Below are 22,579 nucleotides of genomic sequence, written 5' to 3'. Positions count from 1 at the left end.
AATATGATTGATTTTCCTTGTGCAAAAATAAATCTCGGACTAAATATTGTCGAGAAACGAAACGATGGTTACCACAATCTGCAGACTGTTTTCCTGCCAGTACAGCTTTGTGATGCATTGGAGATAAAGACAATGAGCGAGCTGTTCCCATCAGATACAAATTGCGACCTTAAGGTAAGTGGCGACGGAATATGCTGCAACGAGGCTGACAATCTTGTAGTGAAAGCCTACAATATGCTGGCAGCCGACTATGAAATACCGCGTATTCATACACACCTGTACAAACGAATACCGAGCCAGGCCGGACTCGGAGGAGGTTCGAGCGATGCTGCTTTTATGCTGAAGTTGCTCGACCAGCGTTTTCGCATCAACGCAGGTAATGCCGAACTGGAGAAGTATGCTGCACGCTTGGGTGCTGACTGTCCTTTCTTCATCAATGCCGAACCTGCCTATGCCGAGGGTATTGGCGAGATTCTGTCGCCTGTAGAAATCACTGACAACGCATTAAGCGGCTACACACTTGTGATAGTAAAGCCACAAGTGTCCGTATCTACCAAGGAGGCCTTTGCAGGAATTACTCCACATATGCCCAAGGTGTCGTGCCGTGAAATTGTAGCTATGCCAATAGAAGAATGGAAGGGATTGCTGACCAACGATTTCGAAGATAGCGTATTTGCCCAATATCCCGAATTACAGACCATAAAAAACAAACTATATGAAGCAGGAGCGGCATATGCTCAGATGAGTGGAAGCGGCAGCTCTATTTTCGGAATATTCAAAACTAAGCCTTGCAACGACTCTATTCACAAAACTTTCGTCGGAAGCAAGATCTACATTCTCAGTTTGTAATTAGCTTAAAAGCAATAAGAAAGTTGAAAAACATAAGAGCGAAAGAAGGTTAAGTAAATATGAAAAAGGACAATAGCAATGAATGTTTCCCACACGTAGACGAAAGCGGAAATGTTATAGGCCGAATTTCAAGGGGCGAAGCACACAATGGTTCAAAACTACTTCACCCAGTTGTTCATCTGCATGTCTTCAACCGTTCTAAAGGACTTTATCTGCAAAAGCGTCCTGAATGGAAAGACATACAGCCAGGCAAATGGGACACAGCATGCGGTGGACACGTTGACTATGGCGAGACTATTGATGAGGCTTTACGACGTGAGGTATCTGAAGAACTGGGCATAAAACAATTCACCCCCGTATTCATAAAATCGTACGTATTTGAAAGCCTTGTTGAGAAAGAACTTGTCAATGTGTTTTGCACCATTTACGATGAACCGATACATCCAAGCACAGAAGAACTTGATGGCGGACGTTATTGGTCAGTCAACGAGATAGTCGAGAATATCGGCAACTCGGTATTTACCCCAAACTTCGAGAACGAGTTTGCCAAAGTGTTGCAAAAAGGACTTATCTTTGACAAACTCGATATTAAGTAAATACCCAAACAACCGAGCAGTACAATTCTGCAGCCAATAAATACACAATAACCAATGGTGCTGTCGTAGCTACACCTGATGCGGCAGCACCATAAGCATCTACAAACGATGCGTACCGACCTGTAACCATACCGTAAGTCAACGACATTATGCACACTCCTAGTATGAGCATTATAACGAAACTGTCCAAATAAGAATTAGGCGTAATCGTACCAAGTGCGCTAAGCAATACGGCATGCGGAACAAAAGCAAGCAAGAAAAGCACTATAAACATAGCCACTAATTCCCAAGCCACAACCATCAGAGCCATCCGTTCATAATCTGTTGTTTGCTTATAGGAAACAATAGCTTTGGACAATCCGCCACCCACAAACAGTTCAGTCATCGCACCCGACAATAGAAGCCATACCAATATTGTGGACGACATATTGTCGGCCAAAGTGCTCCAAAACCATCTTACGCTTTCGCCTACAAACATCGAACGTATTGCAAGTTCAGGATAAAGCACTGATGCCACCCATGAACCCATCACCACCGCTATCTGCAAAACGAAAAGTACCAAGCATGTGTAAGCCGATATTATAGTCATCAGCCTTCTACTCATCGGCATAAAGATTCTGCACATCAAGTATTTGAAGCTCAAATGCCTTTACCACAAGCCGGGTGGCATTTATGCCCATTCCTTGATTGCCATTAGGGAACAACTTCTGTACAAGTTCGTTCTGGCGTTTCTCCAGACTCTTAACTCCAAAAGGCATTGTTCGCAGATTGGAGATTTGTTCTTTAGTATAGCCAAGGGCAAGATGTCGCAAAAAGCGCTCGTCATACTCGTCAATCTCATAACGTATCATGGCATCATTGTGCTGCATAACATTACGTACCGACTCGCAGAAGCGTTCAACCACCTTTTCTAAAATAGGCTGGTTGAATACATATTTCTTTCCTTCCAATACTCGTACTATGTCGCTACGGGTGAGCATTTCGCCGCTCTTGAGTATTATACCATTGCATCCGGCATCAATTGCATCAACCCACAAACGCTCATTCAGTATTTCGCCGGTGAAGATAAGCACCTTCATTTCCGGATGCTCGTTTTTCAGTTTACGGCATATTTCCACGCCTACAGTTGTGCTGCCACCAAGTCCTAAGTCAAGCAATACCAAATCGGGCTTGTTCTGACGAAACTGTTTCCAAAATTCTTCTTCCGAATCGGCTGTTGCTATGACGTCTGCCTCAGGCATTTCATTATGCAGAATACCTTCAGTACCTTTAAGTTCTAAAGGCACGTCTTCTACTATGATAACTTTAAATCTTTCCATTGTTATTATTATTGCTTCACTAAATTACGATGTTATTGCCAAAGTACAATACTTTAGCAGAAATTATTAACAGACATTAACTCCAAATAGAATTTGTAACATGATTGTAATATGTGTTTAAACCACGTGTAATATTGCAATTATAATTTTGCAGCGTAAAAAAATACAAAACAAACCCATTCATACTATAAAAAGCAATATGGAAACAATGTATCTCGTTATTGTGGCATTCTTGCTGTGTCTGGCTATATTCGACCTTTTTGTCGGAGTCAGCAACGATGCCGTGAATTTTTTAAACAGTGCAATAGGTGCCAAGGTGGCCAAGTTTCGGACAGTATTAATAGTAGCATCAGCTGGTGTGGCCATAGGTGCAGTTATGTCATCGGGAATGATGGACGTTGCAAGACACGGAATCATGCAACCTTCCAACTTCTCATTCTACGACGTAATGACAATCTTCCTTGCCGTAATGGTTACGGATGTAATTATTCTTGATATCTTCAACTCATTAGGAATGCCTACATCAACAACAGTATCGCTTGTGTTTGAGCTGTTAGGCGGAACATTCATTTTAGCTGCCATCAAGATTGTAGGCGATCCTTCGCTCTCATTCGGTGACCTGCTCAATACAGATAAAGCATTGAGCGTAATCGTTGCTATCTTTGTAAGCGTTGCCATTGCATTCGTCTTCGGTATCGTTGTACAGTGGCTATCACGTATCGTGTTTACATTCAACTATCGCAAGCACTCACGCTGGTCAATAGCAATATTTGGCGGTATCGCCTTCACCGCACTTTCTTACTTCATTTTTCTTAAAGGAATGGGCAAGTCGCGCTTTATCGCTGAAGACACAAGGATGTGGATTGAAAACAACATATCGGCTCTGATTGTATATACATTCATCGGTTCGACTATTATCATGGAGGTGATTCACCTGCTTAAGGTAAATGTATTCAAGTTTATCGTGCTTATGGGTACATTCGCCCTTGCTATGGCTTTTGCCGGCAACGACCTTGTCAACTTCATCGGTGTGCCCCTCGCTGGTCTCGACTCTTATCAGGACTTCGTCGCCAACTCCAACTCCGTAGGTGCCACCAACTATATGATGCACTCGCTTAACGGTTCGGCAAAGACTCCCCCACTCTTCCTGCTTGCAGCTGGTGTCATCATGATTATTGCAATGGCAACATCGAAGAAGGCTCGCAACGTCATCAAGACATCAGTAGACTTGAGTCGTCAAGATGAAGGCGACGAGATGTTCGGTTCGTCACGTGTAGCTCGTGGTGTAGTAAGAATTACACAAGATTCCAGCTCAAGCCTTACCCAAATCCTGCCTGTGGGTCTAAGAAGATGGATCGACTCACGCTTCAACAAGCAGGAGGCTGAACTTAACGACGGGGCAGCATTCGACGTAGTGAGAGCTGCCATCAATCTTGTTCTGGCATCAATGCTTATCACAATCGGAACAAACTATAAATTGCCTCTGTCTACGACTTACGTGACATTTATGGTTGCAATGGGTTCGTCTCTGGCCGACCGTGCCTGGAGCCGCGAAAGCGCAGTATTCCGTGTCACTGGTGTGATAAGCGTAATCGGTGGATGGTTCATTACAGCCGGTGTTGCATTCGCCACTTGTGCCATTGTATGCTTGTTGATGTTCTATGGAGGTGCCTTTGCCAAGATTCTGTTAATGGGACTGGTGATTTTCCTGCTTATCCGCAGCAACAGAAACTATAAGCGCAAGGAGCAGGAGGCAGGCAAGGAGGAGGTATTCCAGCTTATGATGCGCACCCGCGACCCCGAGATTGTTTGGGACTTGCTCAAGAAGCATGTATCTCGCACACAAAGTTTCATGACTCGTTTCACCTTAACCCAGTTCAACGAGATTATCAACGGATTGGAGAGTGAGAGTCCTAAGATATTACGACACGTGCTTTCTAATCTTGACAAGGAAATGGAAATTCTGAAAAAGTACAGACGCCAGGAACTTCTCGCCCTAAAACGCGTACCTACAGATATTGCCATTGAACGTAACACATGGTTCCATTTGGGCATCAACTCATCCGAGCAATACCTATACTGCTTGCGTCGTATGCTCGATCCTATCAAGGAGCATGTTGACAACAACTTCAATCCACTGCCACAGGTTTACGCTGACGAATTCATGGCAGTTCGCAACAGCATAAACGATCTAATGCAGCAAACTGAAGCTCAGATTTCAACAACACGTTTCGAGCACTATCGCGACACATTGGCTATGGCCGACCAATGCAAGGACAACCTTTCAGTAGTGAGAAAGCATCACATTGACCGCATCCAGCAAGCTAAAGACAATAACAACTTGAAAGTATCGCTCGTATATCTGAACGTACTTCAGGAGAGCCAGCAGCTACTTAGCAACATGCGCCATCAGTTGCGTGCCGCAAAGAAATTTATGGAGAACTAATAGAATAATATCCTCAGGAGGGTATGGCTACAAAAAGGTCATACCCTTCTTTCTTTTTATAAAGAAAATCGGACGAACCGATTTTTTGTTGTATCTTTGCAAAAAAAACAAAAAGTGTAAATTATGTCTTCTAATTTTGGTTATTACGTTTTCATTATAGTAGCTATAGTCTTTGGTTTCCTGGTTTTTAAAAAAGTGACCGGTTGCCTTATCAAACTTGTTTTAACGTCAATAGTAGTCATCACTTTGGCTGCGATTTACTATCTATACTTAAAATAAAATAGAAAATATGATACTCATTGTAGACAGTGGAAGCACCAAAACCGACTGGTGCTTCGTATACGACAAATATACTACACATATAATACAGACTAAAGGTATCAATCCAGTTGTACAGTCGCAAGAAGATATCAAGCAAACGATAGAGGACGAATTTGTCAACAAGTCTAGACATAAAGAGATTGATCTACATGACGTACACCATATATATTACTATGGTGCAGGCTGCGTAGCTGATAAAAAATACATTATCGAACAATTGCTGAAGAAAGTCTTCCACAATAATACAACAATAAGTGTAGAAAGCGACATCATGGCAGCATGCCACGCCTTATGCGGAAAAGAGGAAGGTTTGGTTTGCATACTTGGCACAGGCTCCAACTCGTGTCTGTACGACGGGCAGAAAATGACACTACAAACTTCTCCACTTGGCTTTATTCTAGGTGATGAAGGCAGCGGGGCTGCTCTTGGCAAACTAATTGTCAATGCTGTATTCAAGGGATTACTGCCCAAACAACTTTGCAAGAGTTTTACGGAAGAAACACAACTTCAATTGTCTGATATAATAAATAATGTATATAGGCAGCCTGCTCCCAATAGATTTCTGGCATCGCTATCGCAGTTTGCTGCACGACATATCGATGACGACAACATCGAACAACTTGTAATAATGAATTTCGAGCAATTCATCAAGAATAATTTGAGACAATATGTAAGCTATGGAGCGAAACCAGTGATTAATGCCATAGGCAGCATTGCATATTACTATAGCCAACAATTACAAAAGGCTGCAGAAAGTAATGGATATACTGTCGGAAAGATATTGAAAAGCCCGATGAGCGGATTGATAGAATATTACACAATGACATTATGACATTTACAAAAACTATTGAATTTGTTTGCGATAACAGAAACGAACATATAAAAATGCAACATAGACATTACATTTTATGCTAAATTATTTGGAAAATTCCGAAATTGGAATTATCTTTGCAGATAGAAAAAACATAAAAAATAGAATATATAAAACAAACCTAATTAACTTATGAACGAAAAAAGAGTTTATACCTTCGGTAATGGACAGGCCGAAGGTAATGCTTCAATGCGTGAGGTACTCGGTGGTAAGGGCGCGAACCTTGCTGAGATGAACCATATTGGTGTTCCTGTACCTCCTGGTTTTACAATAACAACTGACACTTGCAATGAGTATTATAAGGTAGGTCAGCAGAAGATTGTTGAGTTGCTTGCTGACGAAGTCAATGCTGCAGTCGCTCACACTGAAGAACTGATGAATTGCAAGTTTGGTGATCCTAAAAATCCTCTCTTGGTTTCAGTACGTTCAGGTGCTCGCGCTTCTATGCCGGGTATGATGGACACCATCCTCAACCTTGGTTTGAATGATGAGGTTGCTGCTGGTATGGTAGAGAAAACAGGCAACCCACACTTCGTTTATGATAGCTATCGTCGTTTCGTACAGATGTACGGTGACGTTGTTCTTGGTATGAAGCCTGAGAACAAGGAAGATATTGACCCATTCGAGGCTATCATAGAGAAAGTAAAGGAGGAGCAGGGTGTTGTTCTTGACAAGGACCTCTCTGTAGAGTCACTCAAGAAACTCGTTGAACTCTTCAAGAAGGCTATCAAGGAGCAGACAGGCAACGACTTCCCGACCGATCCAAAGGAGCAGCTTTGGGGTGCTATCTGCGCAGTATTCCGCAGCTGGATGAACGAGCGTGCTATTCTCTATCGTAAGATGGAAGGTATTCCTGACGAGTGGGGAACTGCAGTTTCTGTTATGGCTATGGTATTCGGCAATATGGGCGAGACATCAGCTACGGGTGTTTGCTTCAGCCGTGACGCAGGCAATGGCGAGAACCTCTTCAATGGTGAGTACCTGATTAACGCTCAGGGCGAGGACGTTGTTGCTGGTATCCGCACTCCACAGCAGATTACAAAGATTGGTTCACAGCGCTGGGCTGAGCGTGCAGGAATCTCTGAAGAAGAGCGTGCTGCCAACTATCCTTCTATGGAGGAAGCTATGCCTGAGCTTTACAAGGAACTTGATGCACTTCAGGACAAGCTCGAGAAGCACTATCGCGATATGCAGGATATGGAGTTCACTGTTCAGGAGGGCAAGCTTTGGTTCCTCCAGACACGTAACGGCAAGCGTACAGGTACTGCTATGGTTAAGATTGCTATGGATCTCCTCCACGAGGGTCTGATTGACGAGAAGACAGCTATCCTTCGTTGCGAACCGCAGAAGCTCGACGAGCTCTTGCACCCTGTATTCGACAAGTTGGCTCTCTCTAAGGCTAAGGTTATCACACAGGGTCTTCCTGCTTCTCCTGGTGCCGCTTGCGGTCAGATTGTATTCCATGCTGATGACGCTGAGGAATGGCACGATGATGGCAAGAAGGTAATCATGGTTCGTATCGAAACTTCACCTGAGGACCTCGCTGGTATGTCAGCTGCTGAGGGTATCCTTACAGCTCGTGGCGGTATGACTTCTCACGCTGCTGTTGTTGCTCGTGGTATGGGTAAGTGCTGCGTTTCAGGTGCAGGCTCAATCAACGTCGACTACAAGACTAAGACTGTTGAGATTGAGGGGGTTGTTTACAAGGAGGGCGACTACATCTCATTGAACGGTACTACAGGTCAGGTTTACGCTGGTCAGATTGAGACAAAGGCTGCAGAACTTTCTGGCGATTTCAAGGAGCTTATGGACCTCTGCGACAAGTATACAAAGATGGAAATCCGTACCAATGCCGATACTCCACACGACGCTAAGGTGGCTCGTCAGTTCGGTGCCAAGGGTATCGGTCTGACACGTACAGAGCATATGTTCTTTGACGACCAGAAGATTGTAGCTATGCGTGAGATGATTTTGGCTGACTCTGTAGAGGGTCGCGAAAAAGCTCTTGCCAAACTCCTCCCCTATCAGAAAGCAGACTTCTACGGTATCCTTAAGGCTATGGACGGCTGCCATGTAAACATCCGTTTGCTTGACCCACCTCTCCACGAGTTCGTACCACACGATAAGGCAGGTCAGGAGACTATGGCTAACGAGATGGGCGTAAGCGTATCAGAAATCAAGAAGCGTGTCAACTCACTTGCTGAGAATAACCCAATGCTCGGTCACCGTGGTTGCCGTCTTGGTATTACATTCCCAGAAATCACAGCTATGCAGACACGTGCCATCCTCGGCGCAGCTTGTCAGCTCAAGAAGGAAGGCTTCAACCCACGTCCTGAGATTATGGTTCCGCTCATCGGTACTGTTCAAGAGCTCAAGCAGCAGAAGTCTATTATCCTTGCTACTTCTAAGGAGGTATTCGCAGAGTATGGTGTAGAGGTTGAGTTTGAGGTAGGTACAATGATTGAGATTCCGCGTGCTGCCCTTACAGCTGCTAAGATTGCAGAGGAGGCTCAGTACTTCTCATTCGGTACCAACGACTTGACACAGATGACCTTCGGTTATTCTCGTGACGACATCGCTTCATTCCTCCCTGCATACATGGAGAAGAAGATTTTGAAGGTTGACCCGTTCCAGGTTCTCGATCAGGAAGGTGTTGGCCAGCTCATCAAGATGGCTGTAGAGAATGGTCGTGCTACTCGTCCTAATCTCCGCACTGGTATCTGCGGTGAGCACGGTGGCGAACCTTCATCAGTTAAGTTCTGCGCAAAGGTTGGTATGAACTACGCTTCATGCTCTCCGTTTAGAGTACCTATAGCCAGACTTGCTGCGGCCCAGGCTGCAGTAGAGGAATAATAGCAAATATTTGACTCTCAATAAATTAAGTGGAAAGTCCTTGTAACAGAGGACTTTCCACTTAATTCGTTTTTAGCGCATGTATCACTGAAATGCCACAAATGATGATAGATGTTTTACATATGTTTTACAATTTCCAAGGACATGTTTTACACATGTTTTACAACTTTCAGAATGATTCTAAGAACAATTTAAGCATAAAAGTAAACTGAGTTCTGTTCAAAAAAAACGGTGAGCTGGGCAAAAAGGTATTTGTCTTGGAACATAACAGTCATTTGATTTTGACTGCTATGTTACGAAATCAAATCCGTTTCATTCTAAAATACCACCTAATAGACTGTATTTCAATTAATTTAAAGAGCGATTAGTTCACTTTAACGGGACAGTAGTGAAGAGATATGCAAGAAGGTGCCCGTCTAAAGCTTTACTATGCCAATCGTAACTTTTAGCACAATCCCTACAATGGTAGATTGTTTCAGTTGCGATTGGCTTTATTTGTTTTCTTTGGGGGCTGAGCGTATAATCAAAAATATAGTTATGATTGTCGTCTAAATCCTCTTGATACTTCTCTTTGCAGAAGGTGCTTGCTCAACCATTGTATATAACTTATAGTTGTTGTCAACGAAGACAGTTATGAGGATTAAAAGTTATAGAGTATTAAAAAACGTCCTATTGCGTCATTTTTACGCAAACGGTTTTGCTTGCGTCATTTTTACGCAGTATATTTGCAGCATCAAATTAAAAATCTCATTTTATGTACACATACAAATATCCACATCCTGCTGTTACTACAGATTGTGTTATCTTTGGTTTTGATGGCACAAGTATCAACATACTTCTCATAGAACGTGGTATAGAACCATACAAAGGCACATGGGCCCTGCCAGGTGGCTTTATGAATATGGACGAGACCGTTGAAGAGTGCGCAAAGAGGGAGTTGTATGAAGAAACCAATGTAGAGGATGTCTATTTGGAGCAAATCCATGTGTTCAGTACAGTTGACAGAGACCCTCGTGAGCGTGTGCTCACAGTTGCTTTCTTTGCACTTGTCAGCAAGGACAAGTTTGAGATAATAGCCGGTGACGATGCTAACAAGGCACAGTGGTATGAATGGAATAATCTGCCTCCTCTCGCATTCGACCATGCTGAAATCATAAGAATGGCAAGGGAAAAGCTACAGGAAAAACTTCGCATTTCTCCTATAGCCTTCAAACTCTTGGACAAGATATTTAAGATGGATGAACTGCAACGCATCTATGAGCTCATACATGAGAGGAAATACGACAGACGTAATTTTATGCGTAAAATGGAAGCGTCTGGCTTTCTCACGAAAATGGAGATGGAAGATGAACGTTGTTGTTCAACATCTCCATATATAGAAAAAGCCTCTCCTGCAACGAGGTCTCTCTATGTATATTCGTTTAATGAAATGGCATTCAATGAAGCCAAAGCTTCTAAAGAATGGCGCAAATATCCCTTTGATTTTTAATCATAAATACTTGTCAACATCCTAAAACACTAAGTAAGAATATGAGCAAGAATAGAACAGACAATCCAAATACAGCTTCGGGCAAAATAGATTTCCTCGAAAAAGATGAGATTTTCGTCTTTGGTAGTAACCTTGAAGGTAAACATCTTGGTGGTGCAGCTAAAGCAGCATACAATAAATTTGGAGCCCAATGGGGTGTCGGTGTGGGATTAACTGGCAAGTCGTATGCCATACCAACCATGCAAGGAGGTGTCAAGACAATAAAACCATACGTTGACCAATTTATAGAATATGCCAAGGAACATCAGGATAAGAAGTTCCTCGTTACTCGTATAGGTTGTGGCATCGCAGGTTTTAAGGATGAAGAGATAGCCCCGCTTTTCAAGAAGGCAGCGACCGTCTGTAACATATATCTGCCTAAGGAGTTCTTTAACATAATTGCAGCTCCTTATCTGAAACATTGTTTCTACTATGGCAAAGATATTCCAGAGGATTGCGGAGCCCATGTGGGTCATCAATATGAAGGATATTGGGTTAGATTCCATCTTAATAATGATGATTATCTATTGAATGAAACTCTGTGTTACATAAGAGAAGGACTTGGCGACTTCTGCGCTGATGATGGAGTGCCAATCTCAATGAAGGCTCTTCTTTACAACCGTTTCTGTCATTGGGGATGGTGCGAGACTCCTGACACATTTCGTAGTTGGTACGAAGCCATCGACTATACCAATGTGACAAGAAAAAGCTCTACTACTCAGAAAAAGTCTGGCAATTTGTACTGTCCTATGCTCATGGGGGCTGTGTTGGGTGACATTGTAGGAAGCATATATGAGTTTAACCCTCACAAATCAACCGATCTTGACCTTAAAGACAAGAGGATGGATTACACTGACGACACTATCATGACCATTGCTGTGGCAGACTGGATTCTGAACGACAAGTTGCATACCAAGAAGGGACTTGTGGCTTGTATGCAGAAATGGGGGCGCCGTTATCCTCATCCTATGGGAGCATACGGCAATATGTTCTCACAATGGTTGCGCTCGGACGCTCCCAAGCCCTACAACTCATGGGGTAACGGTTCCGCCATGCGCGTATCGGCGGTAGGTTTCGCATTCGATACACTTGAACTTACAATGAAGATAGCGAAGAAATGTGCAGAAGTGACACACAACCATCCCGAAGGCATCAAGGGAGCACAAGCCACAGCTGCTGCTATTTTTATGGCAAGGACAGGTAGCACTAAGGATGAAATACGTCGCTTTATCAGCGAAACATTCGGCTATGACCTTAACAGAAGTTGCGATGACATACGTCCTACATACGGATTTGATGGCAGTTGTCAAGGAACCGTACCAGAATCCATCATTGCCTTCCTCGATGGCAAGGATTATGAAGATGCACTGCGCCTGTGCATCTCGTTGGGTGGAGATGCAGACACTATGGGAGCCATAACTGGAGCCATAGCTGGAGCTTATTATAATAAATTGCCATATACTCTGTATGAATTTGGCATAAATAAACTGCCAGACGATATCCAAAAAATAATTGGGGATTTTGATAGCAAATATGAGCGTAACGTGTCGTGTAGATGGCGGAATGCAGAGTTTGATGCAACCGAACTTATAAGAAAAGTAAAATCGGGCGAAATATTCATTTAAGTTATATGGACACATATAGTATTCAAAGACCTATATTCGGCATCAGTCGGCATCGTATGGGCATAGATGGAAATGGGATTACTACGCTCGTTGCCTTCATGGGATGCCCATTGATAAGCTTGACGCACGCTTCCAGTACCGTTTTCAGTACCACCTAACAGGTACTGGAGTTTCATATAGGTGGTACTGGAGTTTCACTTAACTGGTACTGGAGTGTTACTCATGTGGTACTGACAAAGAACTTATATGCATACCCTCATAGATATTTTCGAGGGTATATAATTTAATAGTCGTGGTAAGCATTCTCGTGTGAGCGCAAATCTGCAGCATTGGAAAAGGTTGCGCCACATGATCTGCATACATTTTGGCCATTACCGCCTCCAGTTGCTATGCCAAGACCCAATCCCGTCATAGCATCCAGTTGCTCTTTGGTAAAATGTTGATTGTACCATTCAAGCTCCTGTTTGGTAAATACCTTGGAACGAATGAAGTCAAAAAGCATACTCCTCAAGCTTACATTAGAATTGGTACTGCGATTTGTTGTTAACGGTGTGGCACTATAGATATCCAGATTTCCATCATTTTTGTTTATTTGGAAAAGTTTCCATTTAGATGACGGATTTCCAACAGTATTGACTCCGTATGCGATAAGTTTAGAACAAATATAATCTTCTTTCAGCTTTCTTGGATAGTTACCGGAAATGGAATAATTTACTTCATCCATTTCTTCTTTGGAAATTTCTCTGTAATAATACTGGTTTGCATAATTTCTGTTAGTCTGTACTATAATGCCACAATCACCCCTCTTTTGTACGTTGTACGCCATCTCTAAATGGGTTATCCCTGCAGCCTGTGGCAGAAGATCCGTCAGAACATTTTCAAAGCCCGAGGGTCGTCCGAAATATTTATCCTTAGTATCTTCACTTGTTATGACTTTATCAAATCCAGAAGGATATATATAATGCTTATCGTCAACGTCAAATACTATTGCGTCATGCCATCTCTGTCCGTTGAACATCAAATAACCGTATTTGTTTTGTGTACAACCTAACGACAGCAAGTAGTTTTTCATAATTGCTCTTTTCTGGACTATGCTTCCCCTGCCCCAAACTTTTGAAATAAGTTCCTCGACCTCGAAATTCATTAGGCGTATGAACTCTGTTTCTTCACGAGCATTGTCTTTCTTTGCAATTAGTGTATGGAAACCATTTGGGTATGGTTTTTCCAAGGTCAACTTGATTATGCCTTTTGGGGCTACAGCTTTCAAATCAATCTTATCAGGTATTAACATACCCCTTTTGTAGTCCAATCTGATTTGAGCGATTGCTGCTATCGATAAAGATAGTAATAAAACAGCAAATAAGAATCTTTTCTTCATAATTTATATCTAAATTAATAATATTACAAAAGTACAAAATCTTTTTGATGGTGTAGACAAGATTATTATATTTAAAGAATCTTATCCGAAATATCAAGCTAATAAATCTGTATTTGTCTTCGAAAAACACTACCTTTGTACGTAAAACAAATTAAAGAAAACTATAATCATTATGAAAGCATACACATACATTGAGAAAGGTAACTTTGCCTTAATTGAGAAACATAAACCTGAATTGCAAGCCTCTACAGATGCTATAGTACGAGTGTCGCTGAGCAGTATCTGCTCAAGCGACCTCCATATAAAGCATGGCAGCGTACCAAGAGCTGTACCTGGTATTACGGTAGGTCATGAGATGGTGGGCGTTGTAGAAGAGACTGGAAGCGACGTTAAAGGTGTGAAGACAGGCGACCGCGTGACTGTGAACGTAGAGACATTCTGTGGCGAGTGCTTCTATTGCCAACACGGATATGTCAACAACTGCACGTCGCCTCATGGCGGTTGGGCTCTCGGTTGCCGTATAGACGGAGGCCAGACAGAGTATGTACGTGTGCCATTGGCAACACAAGGGTTGAACCGCATTCCTGACAACGTTACTGACGAGCAGGCCCTGTTTGTGGGCGACGTATTGGCAACCGGCTTTTGGGCTGCACGCATAAGTGAGATAACCGAGGAGGATACGGTGCTAATTATTGGTGCAGGCCCTACAGGAATATGCGCTCTGCTCTGCGTCATGCTCAAACAACCAAAGCGCATTGTTGTGTGCGAGCCGTCTGAAGAACGCCGCAATTTTGTCAAGAAGCATTATCCAGAAGTGCTGCTCACTACTCCCGACGAATGTCTGGACTTCGTTAAGGCCAACAGCGACCATAACGGTGCCGATCGTGTACTGGAGGTGGCAGGAGCAAAGACTACATTCGAGTTGGCATGGCAATGCGCTCGTCCTAATGCCATTGTAACGGTCGTTGCTCTCTACGACGAGGCTCAGACGCTTCCATTGCCCAACATGTATGGCAAGAACCTAACATTCAAGACGGGTGGAGTGGACGGATGCGACTGCGAAGAAGTGCTCCGATTTATCGAACAGGGAAAAATTGACACTACCCCACTCATCACCCATCGTTTTCCGTTGAGCCAGATTGAAGAAGCTTACCGTATATTCGAAAACAAGGAAGACGGAGTAATCAAGATTGCTATAAATTGTTGATCCTGACGACTGGGAAAAGAGCCTTACCTTAGTATGAAACAAGAAATTATCAACAGCATAAACATTCTTGCAAAAGAAAACGAACCTTTCCTGTTTGTCATCAGCTACGATGGTGACGATGCTTACGTCAGCCGACTGACAGACATCGACCCACAATTCTGTATGTACGACTTTGAAGGTATCAGCAATATTGCTGGCTGTGACACCAACAACTCCCCTCTCCCATCGACAATTCGCTGGGAGGTTGATACTCCTGCTTACGAGGATTATGCCCATAGCTTCAACATAGTCAAGAGCAATATGCTGGCAGGCAACAGCTATCTGGCTAATCTCACCTGCAGAGTGCCGATTAGGTGCAATCTCTCGATTTATGATATTTTCGCCCATTCCAAAGGCAAATACAAACTACTGCTAAGAGGCGAAAAGAAACAAGGAAAGCGCTTTGTATGCTTCTCGCCCGAGAGTTTTCTGCGTATCAGAAACGGGCGCATATATTCCTACCCGATGAAAGGAACGATTGACGCTTCCTTGCCCAACGCTGGGCAAGAACTGATAAACGACAAGAAGGAGGCAGCCGAACATGCCACTATTGTAGACCTTATCCGCAACGACTTGAGTCGTGTGGCTACAGACGTAAGGGTTGACAAATACCGCTACATTGACACTCTGTACACCAACAAGGGCGATATTCTGCAAACAAGTTCCGAGATAAGCGGACTGCTGCCTGACAACTATAGTGAGCATCTGGGCGAGATTATAGCCGCACAACTTCCTGCCGGATCAATAACCGGTGCTCCCAAAAAGAAAACCATAGAGATAATCAATGAAGCGGAAGTCTATGACCGTGGTTTCTACACAGGTGTGATGGGAATCTTCAGCAACGGTGAACTCAATTCAGCCGTAATGATAAGGTTTGTAGAGGAAGACAAGCAAGGCATAGTATTTAAGGCAGGTGGTGGCATTACAGCCAAGAGCGATTGCCGTAAGGAGTTCGAAGAGGTGCTGCAAAAGATTTATCTGCCCATCGCAGTAGATAAAGTAGCTGGAACGTAATTATCAGACAAAGAAATAATAAAGGCAAAAATGCGAATATTCATTTTAAATGACTACAATTATGAACAAAACTTCATTTAGTGTGAAGTCAGCCCTATGGCTGATACTGTTGCTTCTCTTGCCTTTGCAGATTATAGCTGCAGAACTTGGAGAGGCAGGCAAACGTCTTACTGCGTTGCCAGGAGTAAGTGATGTCGAGTCGTTGAAGAGCAAGCATTTTCAGGAGAAGTACGTGTTCTTCATCAAGCAGCAACTTGATGCCAAGGATTCTGCTAAGGGCAATTTCGAACAGAGAGTGATATTGTGCCATCGCGGATTCAGCCGTCCCACAGTACTGGTTACTGAGGGCTATAATGCCAACTATGGATTGCGCGAAGACTATATTGAGGAACTGTCACAGATATTCAATACAAACATCGTACTGGTGGAATATCGCTACTTCGACAAGTCAATGCCTACACCTTGCAACTGGGACTATCTTACCGTAGAAAACTCGCTCTATGACCTGCATAATGTCAACCAGACACTGCACGCTCTGTACAAAGGAAAATGGATTGCTACGGGAATAAGCAAGGGCGGACAGACCACAATGTTCTATCGCTCTTACTTCCCCGACGACGTTGATATTTCGGTGCCATACGTAGCTCCGCTTAATAGAAGTGTGGAAGACGGCCGACACGAAAAGTTCCTGCAGCACAAGGTATCGACTAAAGAAAATCGTAAAAAAGTGCTCGACTTTCAGTTTCTGCTATTCAAGCGCAAGTCAACACTATTGCCTATGTTCGAAGAATACTGCCACAAACAACATTACACATTCAATGCACCCATAGGCGAGATTTTCGACTTCTCCGTGTTTGAATATGCTTTTGCCTTTTGGCAGTGGGGCTACGACATAAACGAGATTCCCACTATCGAAGCTACAGACAAACAGGTGTTCGACTATTGGATAAATATATGTGATCCTAACTATTTCTCCAATCAGAATGTCTTTATGTCGTTTAACGTTCAGGCTGCAAAAGAACTCGGATATTACGGCTATTACACTAAGCCTTTCAGGAGATTCTTCAAACGTAATCTAAGCATTAAAACTGCCAAGGGCTATCTCAGATACTTGATATTGCCTAAGGGCACGGAGAACACTAAGTTCTCATCATCGCTCTACAAATTCACGGTAGACTATCTCACACACAACGACCCTAAAATGGTTTATATATATGGCGACATCGACCCCTGGACCGCCTCCGGCATATACGGCCTACCATTCACTAAGAGCAAAAAAAATCTGCATGTATATATGCATAAGGGAGGCTCACACCTAACACGTATACTCTCATTCCCCGAGTCTGAGCGACAGGAAATCATCAATCTCATTGACAAGTGGTTGAAAGAATAGCAAAAGTCAAAAAAAAAATAGCAAACGCCATGTAAAGGTAAAGCATAAATCATAAATGCTTAAATCTTTACAGGGCGTAAGTTTTGAATGTGGAATGTGAAATGTTTAGTCTATCTCCTCGTCAGCCTCATAACCTCCCATTTCGCGAATGACATTCTTCAGCGTTGTATATTGCTGATAAAGGTGGTTAACGGGTTCCTCACCCTTAGTATAGTCGTGCATCGGAGCCTTGAGGAAGAAGCTGAGGAAGCGCTGTGTACCGTAAGCACGTGCAGCGAGGTCGCTCAGCATAGTAAGGTCGAGCAGCAATGGAGCGGCAAGAATAGAGTCACGACAGAGGAAGTTTATCTTAATCTGCATAGGATAGCCAATCCATCCGAAGATGTCGATGTTGTCCCATCCCTCCTTGTTGTCGTTACGAGGCGGATAGTAGTTGATGCGTACCTTGTGATAGTACTGTGTGTCCTCGTCCTCGCCATAGCCTAAGCAGTTGACGATAGCGCAATCTTTTAGTCACGAATTTATCATGAATTGACCATGAAGTATTGGGGAAAACATTAGCTTCCCGTGTTGCTTGCTCAGACTATGGCGAGGACGCCATAGCCTCCTACATTACCAAGCAATAGCACCTCCAACATTCGTGAGATTAGCGAAATTCGTGGTGAAAAACTCAACACGAATCGCACGAATCACACGAATTATCCGCATCTAAATTCATGGACGATTCATGATAAATTCGTGACTAAAACGCACCCAACATTCGTGAGATTAGTGAAATTTGTGGTGAAGCAACACAACACGAATCACACGAATTATCCACATCTAAATTCATGGTCAATTCATGATAAATTCGTGACTAAAACGCACCCAACATTCGTGGTGAGATAGCGAGCGTACGCAGACGAAAAAAGGAGACCAAGCCAGTTGAATGACTTAGTCTCCTTTGCCCTATATAGATGGTTATAGGATTCCCTTAATTGTGAGGCGAATTTTACTTCACCTTCTCAACGATGGCCTTGAAAGCCTCAGGGTTGTTGACAGCGAGGTCAGCGAGCACCTTGCGGTTGATCTCGATGCCTGCCTTGTGCAGAGCGCCCATGAGAGTAGAGTAGCTCATGTTCTCAAGACGAGCTGCAGCGTTGATACGCTGGATCCACAGAGCGCGGAAGTTGCGCTTCTTGTTGCGGCGGTCACGATATGCGTATGTGAGACCCTTCTCCCAGGTATTCTTGGCTACTGTCCAAACATTCTTGCGTGCACCATAGTAACCCTTGGTGAGTTTCAGGATTCTTGTTCTCTTTGCTTTAGAAGCAACATGATTGACTGATCTTGGCATAGTTTCTTTTTTCCTTTAAATGTTTGACTAATTAAATTAACGGAGGCAGAGCAAGTCGCGAACCTGCTTCAAGTTTGAACGGTCTACGATAGTCTCACCAAGGAGATTTCTCTTCTGCTTCTTTGTCTTCTTAGTCAGGATGTGACTGTGGAAAGCGTGATGACGCTTGATCTTACCTGTTCCGGTAAAGCGGAATCTCTTCTTTGCACCGGAGTTAGTCTTAACTTTTGGCATTTTTTTGTTTGTTTAAATTGTTATTTATTTATGTGTGGCAACGCATATACCAGGGCGTTACGCACAACGTATCATGTTGTCTTTCTAATATTGGGACGGCTTATTCCTCACCCTTGAGAGCCTTGAGGGCCTCTGCGCTCACCTTGGCGTTGGCAAGGAGTCCGCCGTTTGCCGGCATTGCATTCTCCTCAATGTCCTTGGTGGTCTTGGCTTCTGCCTCACGCTTTTCGCGGTCGAGCTTCTGCTGGCTCTTCTTCACCACGCCTGCCTTCTTCGGAGCGAGATAGAGGAACATCTTCTTGCCGTCGAGCTTAGGCAGCTGCTCTACCTTGGCGTACTCCTCCAGGTCGTTGGCAAAACGCAGCAAGAGAACTTCGCCCTGCTCCTTGAAGAGGATTGAACGGCCACGGAAGAAAACGTATGCACGTACCTTGTTGCCCTCGCTGAGGAACTCCTGCGCATGCTTGAGCTTGAAGTTGTAGTCGTGCTCATCGGTCTGAGGTCCGAAACGGATTTCCTTCACCTCAACCTTCACCTGCTTAGCCTTCATCTCCTTGGCATGTTTCTTCTGCTGATAGAGGAACTTGCTGTAGTCAATGAGACGACAAACCGGGGGCTGGGCATTGGGTGAAATCTCAACAAGGTCTACACCTTGCTCTCTCGCCATGTCCAAAGCATGACGTGTAGGCATAACGGTAGAGTTACCGTCACTTACTATACGTACTTCCCGAACGCGAATCTGCTCGTTCACGCGGTACTGGTTTTTCATTTTGTCATTCTTCATTAAACTATTTTTGATAAAGCTGTATTTAAAAGCGGGTGCAAAGTTACCCTTTTTCAGTCAATCAGCAAAATATTTGTTGTGTTTTTTTGCCTTTCTGCCCCAAAGTTCGGAGTTTTTAATTAATTTTGCATTATCTTCAAGCAATATTCATACATATTTATATAAAATGATGCAATCTATATTTATGGACATTATGCCGTCGCTCCATTTCACGGGCCTTGTGCTGGCGGTCGGCACATTTCTCATCATTGGGCTGTTCCACCCTATCGTCATCAAGATTGAATACCATTTCGGCACTCGCCTGTGGTGGGTGTTCCTGCTTGCAGGCATAGGCTTCATAGCCACAGCCATGATTGTTGCCAATGTCATTATCTCTGCCCTGCTGGGCGTGGTGGGTGCCTCGTGCCTGTGGAGCATAGGCGAGATTATTGAGCAGCGCCAGCGTGTCAAGAAGGGATGGTTTCCGATGAACCCCAAGCGAAAGGAGGAGTATGAAGACTGAACTCATTATGGTGGGCAAGACCGTTGACAAACTCTACACAAAGGGCATCAGCGACTATCAGGAGCGCATAGGCCACTACATACCGTTCAACATCACCGTGATTCCGGCGCTCAAGAACACAAAGAGCCTGTCGGAAGACCAGCAGAAACAGGCCGAGGGCGAGCTCATCCTGCGACTCATCCAGCCGTCGGACACGGTGGTTCTGCTCGACGAGCACGGAGCCGAACGCACAAGCATGGAGATGGCTGCATGGCTGACACGCAAGCAGCAGACAGCACGCCGACTGGTGTTCATCATAGGCGGTCCGTACGGATTCTCAGCCGACGTGTACAGCCGTGCCGACGAGAAGATTTCGCTCTCGCGCATGACGTTCTCTCACCAGATGGTACGCCTGATCTTCACCGAGCAACTCTACCGCGCCTGCACCATCATTCGCGGCGAAAGCTACCACCATGAGTAATAAGGAATCTTGACTTGAAGAATTTTGTTAACCATAGGAGGCTATGGCGTCCTCGCCGTAGCCTAAGCAGTTGACGATAACACATTCTTTAAGTCACGAATTATCCATGAATTATTCATGAATTTTGGGAAAGACATTAGCTTCCCCATTATGCTTGCTCAGACTATGGAGAGGACGCCATAGCCTCCTACATTACCAAGCAATAGCACCTCCAGCATTCGTGTGATTAGTGAAATTCGTGGTGAAGCAAACACAACACGAATCACACGAATAATTCATGGTCAATTCGTGATAATTCGTGACCGATACCCAACGTCGTCTTTTGTCACGAATTAAGCAAGCTGTAGGATGCCATGCCCTACTACAGCTTGTTTCACGTCTTAACAATTCAAAACTCAAAATTCTTCACACTCCCAACAGCGGCAGTATCGACGGGGTGAGAAGCGAGGTGAAGATGCCGTTGAGCGTGAGTCCCAGACTGGCGTAGGCACCATGCACCTGACTGCGGTCCATCGACGTGGCTGTGCCTATGGCGTGGGCTGCCGTTCCCATCGACAGACCCTGTGCCACGGGATTCTTGACACGTGCAAAACCCATTGTGCGATAGCCACATACTGCACACATCAGTCCAACCGAAACCACAACGGCAGCCGTGAGCGACGGAATGCCGCCTACAGCCTTGGTCACCTCCATGGCGATAGGCGTTGTGACCGACTTGGAAGCGAGCGACAGAATCACCTCGCGCGAGGCTCCCAACTCCTTGGCTATCCATACCACGGACACCACGCCCACAACGCAACCTGCCAGTTCGGAAAGAAGAATCGGCGTGAGCTGCTTCTTTATCGTAGACAGCTGCATGTACAAAGGCACACCCAATGCCACTACTGCCGGACGCAACCAGAACTCTATCATATGACCACCCTTGTTGTACGTCTCATAGCTCACTCCCGTCAACTTCAGGAAGGCTATTATGCACACTATCGACACAAGCACGGGGTTCATTATCACCCAACCAGTCATCCGACGCAGCAACTTACCCACAAAGTAAGAGCCGAACGTAAGGGCTATCAGAAAAAAATCGTTTGAGAAATATTCCATTGTTTTCGTTATCCTTTTTTTATATCTATCCCCCCTGGGGACTTCTATCTTAGTTTACTGAATTTTCGCTTGCGAAACTTATATTAGTTTATTCCTTTGTCTCGCCCTTTATCTTGTCCTTCGCCTTGCCGTAGCACTGGTGAACCCATCCCGTCACGGCGAGAACAAGCACGGTAGAGATAACCGAAGCTGCCACAATAGGCACAAACTCAGCCTTGATAATGTCGAAGTAGAGCATCACAGCCACTCCTGGCGGCACAAAGAAGAACCCGATGTTGCTGACAAGGAAGTCGCTTATGCTGCGCACCCACTCAAGGCGTATTATCTTGAGCTGGAGCAAGAGCGTGAGCAGAAGCATGCCGATTATGCTCGACGGCAGAGGGATGTGGGTGAGGTAAATCAAGAGTTCACCCACAGCAAGGCAACCGAAGAGGATTGCCAACTGACGAATCATCATAGTGTTTGGGATTATAAGTGTTGATTATTCCTGTGAAAACTAATGTTATGGACGGCAAAGGTAAGGATTTACGTCCAATGAAGACAATGGAATGCAAATATAATACAGCAGGACACAAATATAGTGATATAAATCAAAAAAAAACACCACTTCTATCATTATCACCCGAAATAACAGATGAACATAAAAACCCGTCGCATAGCTGAAATGAACTATACAACGGGTTCTCTATAATATCTGGCGGAGAGCTGCCCCTGCCCTAAACATCA

The 22,579-nt window shown here is 44.2% G+C and carries 20 protein-coding genes and 1 pseudogene; 12 read left to right on the top strand and 9 right to left on the bottom strand.

What is annotated here, in order from left to right; genetic code table 11:
• Nucleotides 1-3 precede the first annotated feature (3 nt).
• Nucleotides 4-849: a 4-(cytidine 5'-diphospho)-2-C-methyl-D-erythritol kinase gene (gene ispE, locus I6E49_RS00635; RefSeq protein ID WP_235399863.1), complete on the top strand. Its 846-nt coding sequence runs from the start codon at nt 4-6 to the stop codon at nt 847-849.
• 59 nt (nt 850-908) lie between these two features.
• Entirely contained in the window at nt 909-1,445 is a 537-nt protein-coding gene (locus I6E49_RS00630) for an NUDIX hydrolase (protein WP_235399865.1), read from the top strand.
• Here the strand turns inward: I6E49_RS00630 and I6E49_RS00625 are convergent.
• A complete protein-coding gene (locus tag I6E49_RS00625; RefSeq protein ID WP_235399867.1) occupies nt 1,438-2,034 on the bottom strand; it encodes a hypothetical protein in 597 nt (198 codons plus the stop codon). The genes I6E49_RS00630 and I6E49_RS00625 overlap by 8 nt on opposite strands.
• 7 nt (nt 2,035-2,041) lie before the next feature.
• Nucleotides 2,042-2,764 carry a DUF5932 domain-containing protein gene (locus I6E49_RS00620; RefSeq protein WP_235399871.1) on the bottom strand — a complete coding sequence of 241 codons (723 nt, stop codon included), beginning with the start codon at nt 2,762-2,764 and terminating at the stop codon, nt 2,042-2,044.
• A 199-nt stretch (nt 2,765-2,963) separates the two neighbouring features.
• On the opposite strand from I6E49_RS00620, the gene I6E49_RS00615 reads away from it, so the two are divergent.
• The 5 genes from I6E49_RS00615 to I6E49_RS00595 all read left to right on the top strand — a co-directional run bounded on the left by I6E49_RS00615 (nt 2,964) and on the right by I6E49_RS00595 (nt 12,408).
• Entirely contained in the window at nt 2,964-5,210 is a 2,247-nt protein-coding gene (locus I6E49_RS00615) for an inorganic phosphate transporter (RefSeq protein WP_235399874.1), read from the top strand.
• A 289-nt stretch (nt 5,211-5,499) separates the two neighbouring features.
• Entirely contained in the window at nt 5,500-6,363 is an 864-nt protein-coding gene (locus tag I6E49_RS00610; RefSeq protein ID WP_235399877.1) for an ATPase, read from the top strand.
• A 171-nt stretch (nt 6,364-6,534) separates the two neighbouring features.
• Nucleotides 6,535-9,255 carry a pyruvate, phosphate dikinase gene (gene ppdK, locus I6E49_RS00605; protein ID WP_235399881.1) on the top strand — a complete coding sequence of 907 codons (2,721 nt, stop codon included), beginning with the start codon at nt 6,535-6,537 and terminating at the stop codon, nt 9,253-9,255.
• Nucleotides 9,256-10,009: 754 nt separating this feature from the next.
• The gene (locus I6E49_RS00600) at nt 10,010-10,744 is read left to right on the top strand and encodes an NUDIX domain-containing protein (RefSeq protein ID WP_235399889.1); all 735 of its coding nucleotides are present in this window, start codon (nt 10,010-10,012) and stop codon (nt 10,742-10,744) included.
• Nucleotides 10,745-10,785: 41 nt separating this feature from the next.
• Nucleotides 10,786-12,408, top strand: a complete 1,623-nt coding sequence (locus tag I6E49_RS00595) for an A1S_2505 family phage non-structural protein (RefSeq protein WP_235399893.1) — start codon at nt 10,786-10,788, stop codon at nt 12,406-12,408.
• A 283-nt stretch (nt 12,409-12,691) separates the two neighbouring features.
• Here I6E49_RS00595 and I6E49_RS00590 read toward each other — a convergent pair whose 3' ends face one another.
• Complete coding sequence (locus I6E49_RS00590; protein ID WP_235399899.1) at nt 12,692-13,786, bottom strand: hypothetical protein; 1,095 nt, start codon at nt 13,784-13,786, stop codon at nt 12,692-12,694.
• 172 nt (nt 13,787-13,958) lie between these two features.
• Between I6E49_RS00590 and I6E49_RS00585 the strand changes: the two genes are divergently transcribed.
• From I6E49_RS00585 to I6E49_RS00575, 3 genes are all read left to right on the top strand, one after another.
• On the top strand, nt 13,959-14,993 hold the full coding sequence (locus I6E49_RS00585) for an alcohol dehydrogenase (RefSeq protein WP_235399903.1): 1,035 nt from the start codon (nt 13,959-13,961) through the stop codon (nt 14,991-14,993).
• 33 nt (nt 14,994-15,026) lie between these two features.
• Nucleotides 15,027-16,046, top strand: coding sequence for an aminodeoxychorismate synthase component I (locus I6E49_RS00580; RefSeq protein ID WP_235399906.1), 1,020 nt, complete (start codon nt 15,027-15,029; stop codon nt 16,044-16,046).
• Nucleotides 16,047-16,107: 61 nt separating this feature from the next.
• Nucleotides 16,108-17,439, top strand: a complete 1,332-nt coding sequence (locus tag I6E49_RS00575; protein ID WP_235399911.1) for a S28 family serine protease — start codon at nt 16,108-16,110, stop codon at nt 17,437-17,439.
• 105 nt (nt 17,440-17,544) lie between these two features.
• Here I6E49_RS00575 and I6E49_RS00570 read toward each other — a convergent pair.
• The 4 genes and pseudogenes from I6E49_RS00570 to infC form a co-directional block, all read right to left on the bottom strand.
• Nucleotides 17,545-17,922: pseudogene (locus I6E49_RS00570) on the bottom strand (inositol-3-phosphate synthase); the annotation flags it as partial.
• A gap of 508 nt (nt 17,923-18,430) precedes the next feature.
• Nucleotides 18,431-18,775 carry a 50S ribosomal protein L20 gene (gene rplT, locus I6E49_RS00565; protein ID WP_004370905.1) on the bottom strand — a complete coding sequence of 115 codons (345 nt, stop codon included), beginning with the start codon at nt 18,773-18,775 and terminating at the stop codon, nt 18,431-18,433.
• A gap of 36 nt (nt 18,776-18,811) precedes the next feature.
• Complete coding sequence (gene rpmI, locus I6E49_RS00560; protein ID WP_106812251.1) at nt 18,812-19,009, bottom strand: 50S ribosomal protein L35; 198 nt, start codon at nt 19,007-19,009, stop codon at nt 18,812-18,814.
• Between the two features lie 100 nt (nt 19,010-19,109).
• On the bottom strand, nt 19,110-19,793 hold the full coding sequence (gene infC, locus I6E49_RS00555) for a translation initiation factor IF-3 (RefSeq protein WP_235399920.1): 684 nt from the start codon (nt 19,791-19,793) through the stop codon (nt 19,110-19,112).
• Nucleotides 19,794-19,959: 166 nt separating this feature from the next.
• On the opposite strand from infC, the gene I6E49_RS00550 reads away from it, so the two are divergent.
• Together I6E49_RS00550 and rlmH are read left to right on the top strand one after the other, a co-directional pair.
• Nucleotides 19,960-20,295 carry a DUF4491 family protein gene (locus I6E49_RS00550; RefSeq protein WP_235399924.1) on the top strand — a complete coding sequence of 112 codons (336 nt, stop codon included), beginning with the start codon at nt 19,960-19,962 and terminating at the stop codon, nt 20,293-20,295.
• Entirely contained in the window at nt 20,285-20,755 is a 471-nt protein-coding gene (gene rlmH, locus I6E49_RS00545) for a 23S rRNA (pseudouridine(1915)-N(3))-methyltransferase RlmH (protein ID WP_235399928.1), read from the top strand. Before I6E49_RS00550 ends, rlmH begins: the two co-directional genes overlap by 11 nt.
• A 405-nt stretch (nt 20,756-21,160) precedes the next feature.
• Here the strand turns inward: rlmH and I6E49_RS00540 are convergent, their stop codons facing one another.
• Both I6E49_RS00540 and I6E49_RS00535 read right to left on the bottom strand, forming a co-directional pair.
• Nucleotides 21,161-21,853 (bottom strand): LrgB family protein, encoded by a 693-nt coding sequence (locus I6E49_RS00540; protein ID WP_235399939.1) that lies wholly within the window; start codon nt 21,851-21,853, stop codon nt 21,161-21,163.
• An 88-nt stretch (nt 21,854-21,941) separates the two neighbouring features.
• A complete protein-coding gene (locus tag I6E49_RS00535) occupies nt 21,942-22,307 on the bottom strand; it encodes a CidA/LrgA family protein (RefSeq protein WP_235399959.1) in 366 nt (121 codons plus the stop codon).
• Nucleotides 22,308-22,579: the final 272 nt, after the last annotated feature.

It is taken from the genome of Leyella stercorea (assembly GCF_021531655.1).
The sequence above is the reverse complement of the archived record's forward strand: the minus strand, read 5'-3'. Positions and strand labels throughout refer to the sequence as shown.

Excerpts from the sequence above, each read along its gene's own strand:
- I6E49_RS00615 (WP_235399874.1), top strand. The coding sequence starts at position 2,964 with ATGGAAACAATGTATCTCGTTATTGTGGCATTCTTGCTGTGTCTGGCT.
- I6E49_RS00610 (WP_235399877.1), top strand. The coding sequence starts at position 5,500 with ATGATACTCATTGTAGACAGTGGAAGCACCAAAACCGACTGGTGCTTC.
- rlmH (WP_235399928.1), top strand. The coding sequence starts at position 20,285 with ATGAAGACTGAACTCATTATGGTGGGCAAGACCGTTGACAAACTCTAC.
- I6E49_RS00600 (WP_235399889.1), top strand. The coding sequence starts at position 10,010 with ATGTACACATACAAATATCCACATCCTGCTGTTACTACAGATTGTGTT.
- I6E49_RS00535 (WP_235399959.1), bottom strand. The coding sequence starts at position 22,307 with ATGATTCGTCAGTTGGCAATCCTCTTCGGTTGCCTTGCTGTGGGTGAA.
- I6E49_RS00630 (WP_235399865.1), top strand. The coding sequence starts at position 909 with ATGAAAAAGGACAATAGCAATGAATGTTTCCCACACGTAGACGAAAGC.
- infC (WP_235399920.1), bottom strand. The coding sequence starts at position 19,793 with ATGAAGAATGACAAAATGAAAAACCAGTACCGCGTGAACGAGCAGATT.
- I6E49_RS00590 (WP_235399899.1), bottom strand. The coding sequence starts at position 13,786 with ATGAAGAAAAGATTCTTATTTGCTGTTTTATTACTATCTTTATCGATA.
- I6E49_RS00575 (WP_235399911.1), top strand. The coding sequence starts at position 16,108 with ATGAACAAAACTTCATTTAGTGTGAAGTCAGCCCTATGGCTGATACTG.
- I6E49_RS00540 (WP_235399939.1), bottom strand. The coding sequence starts at position 21,853 with ATGGAATATTTCTCAAACGATTTTTTTCTGATAGCCCTTACGTTCGGC.
- I6E49_RS00550 (WP_235399924.1), top strand. The coding sequence starts at position 19,960 with ATGATGCAATCTATATTTATGGACATTATGCCGTCGCTCCATTTCACG.
- I6E49_RS00595 (WP_235399893.1), top strand. The coding sequence starts at position 10,786 with ATGAGCAAGAATAGAACAGACAATCCAAATACAGCTTCGGGCAAAATA.
- I6E49_RS00620 (WP_235399871.1), bottom strand. The coding sequence starts at position 2,764 with ATGGAAAGATTTAAAGTTATCATAGTAGAAGACGTGCCTTTAGAACTT.
- I6E49_RS00625 (WP_235399867.1), bottom strand. The coding sequence starts at position 2,034 with ATGACTATAATATCGGCTTACACATGCTTGGTACTTTTCGTTTTGCAG.
- ppdK (WP_235399881.1), top strand. The coding sequence starts at position 6,535 with ATGAACGAAAAAAGAGTTTATACCTTCGGTAATGGACAGGCCGAAGGT.
- rplT (WP_004370905.1), bottom strand. The coding sequence starts at position 18,775 with ATGCCAAGATCAGTCAATCATGTTGCTTCTAAAGCAAAGAGAACAAGA.
- I6E49_RS00585 (WP_235399903.1), top strand. The coding sequence starts at position 13,959 with ATGAAAGCATACACATACATTGAGAAAGGTAACTTTGCCTTAATTGAG.
- ispE (WP_235399863.1), top strand. The coding sequence starts at position 4 with ATGATTGATTTTCCTTGTGCAAAAATAAATCTCGGACTAAATATTGTC.
- rpmI (WP_106812251.1), bottom strand. The coding sequence starts at position 19,009 with ATGCCAAAAGTTAAGACTAACTCCGGTGCAAAGAAGAGATTCCGCTTT.
- I6E49_RS00580 (WP_235399906.1), top strand. The coding sequence starts at position 15,027 with ATGAAACAAGAAATTATCAACAGCATAAACATTCTTGCAAAAGAAAAC.